The 1714-nt window shown below is 47.6% G+C and carries 1 protein-coding gene and 1 pseudogene; both read right to left on the bottom strand.

The genetic code is table 11. From position 1 onward, the window contains the following. Positions 1 to 203: fumarate hydratase (locus B3O33_RS10965; RefSeq protein ID WP_292363584.1), on the bottom strand; the 203-nt coding region annotated here is incomplete at its 3' end. Between the two features lie 2 nt (positions 204 to 205). Then, positions 206 to 1699, bottom strand: a pseudogene (locus B3O33_RS10960) (proline--tRNA ligase); the annotation flags it as partial. Positions 1700 to 1714 lie beyond the last annotated feature (15 nt).

The following is a 1714-nucleotide window of genomic DNA, read 5'->3' as shown; positions in this document are numbered from 1 at the left end:
TCCTGACAAATTGGCCGATTGTTTTCGGCGCACATGCGTGAGTTCACTAGAATTTGCGCTATGGCATCTTTTGCAGCAGCTGATTGCTCACGTTCATAGGCTTTGCTCATCGCATCAATAAAATCTCTGGGATGATAATTGGCAATAAACTGCAAGGCATCAGCGATGCTTTGTATAAAGTCCTGTTGGCGAATCACCGTCATTTTTAAAGTGCTAACTTCTGTTGGATGGCGGCCACTACATCATTTAAAACAAATTCATCCGCTTCGCCGGACGCACGGTGTTTATATTCAATCACACCGTTATCTAGTCCACGCTCACCAAGAATAAGGCGATGTGGAATACCAATAAGCTCCATATCAGCAAATGCCACGCCTGGACGAAGTCCACGATCATCGAGTAAGACATCAATACCGGCAGCGAGTAATTGCTGGTAGATTTTTTCCGCTTCATCGCGAACCCGTTGTGATTTATGCGCATTGACCGGTACCAATACCACTTCAAATGGTGCAATGGCTTGTGGCCAGATAATGCCATTTTCGTCGTTATTCTGTTCAATGGTTGCGGCCACCACTCGGGAGACCCCAATGCCATAACAGCCCATAGTAATCACCTGGGATTGTCCGGTTTCGGTTAACACCACAGCATTCAATTTGCTGCTGTAGTTTTCGCCGAGCTGGAAGATATGTCCTACTTCAATACCGCGGGCAATTTCCAGTGTTCCCTGACCATCCGGACTCGGATCTCCGGCAACCACATTGCGTAAGTCAGCGGTTTCGGGTTCCGGGCAGTCACGACCCCAATTTACGCCGGTCAGATGTTTTTCATCTTCATTGGCACCGCAGACAAAATCAGCGATATGTGCAGCCGCATGATCAACCACCATTGGAATCGTCAGCCCGACTGGTCCGATAGAACCGATATTGGCACCGGTGGCTTCATGTACCTGTTCCGGGGTGACAAAGGTTAATGGCGCTGCAATTAAGGGATGTTTTTCTGCCTTGATTTCATTGAGTTCATGATCGCCACGTAATACCAAAGCGACAACACTGTTTTTAGCCGCTCCTTCAACCAATAACGTTTTCAGACATTGTGCAGCCGATACCTTCAAAAAAGCACTGACATCTTCAATGGTATGTTTGTGGGGAGTATCAACGGTTTGCATGGGGGCAGATGCCGCAGGACGAGCACCGGCAGGTTTCACTGCTTCAGCCAATTCAACATTGGCGGCGTAGTCACTGGCATTGCTGAAGGCAATGGCATCTTCACCGGAGCTGGCCAACACGTGGAATTCATGTGAGGCATTACCACCAATACTGCCAGTATCGGCCAGTACTGCACGGAAATTCAAACCGATTCGCTGGAAAATACGTGTGTAAGTTGCATACATATCATCATAGGTTTGCTGCAAAGAGGCTTGATCCACATGGAAGGAATACGCATCTTTCATCAGGAATTCGCGGGCACGCATTAAACCAAAGCGCGGACGAATCTCATCACGGAATTTGGTCTGGATTTGATAGAAATTGACTGGTAATTGCTTGTAACTGCGAATTTCCTGACGTACCAGATCAGTAATGACTTCCTCGTGAGTCGGACCGTAGCAGAATTCACGTTGATGGCGATCGGTAATACGTAATAATTCAGGACCATATTTCTCCCAGCGCTGGCTTTCCTGCCAGAGTTCAGCAGGTTGTACTTAAGGCATCAATAC

Source organism: Methylophaga sp. UBA1464, from assembly GCF_002325665.1.
In the GTDB taxonomy this organism is placed as follows: Bacteria; Pseudomonadota; Gammaproteobacteria; order Nitrosococcales; family Methylophagaceae; genus Methylophaga.
Note: the sequence above shows the minus strand (reverse complement) of the source record. Positions and strands in the feature narration are given on the sequence as shown.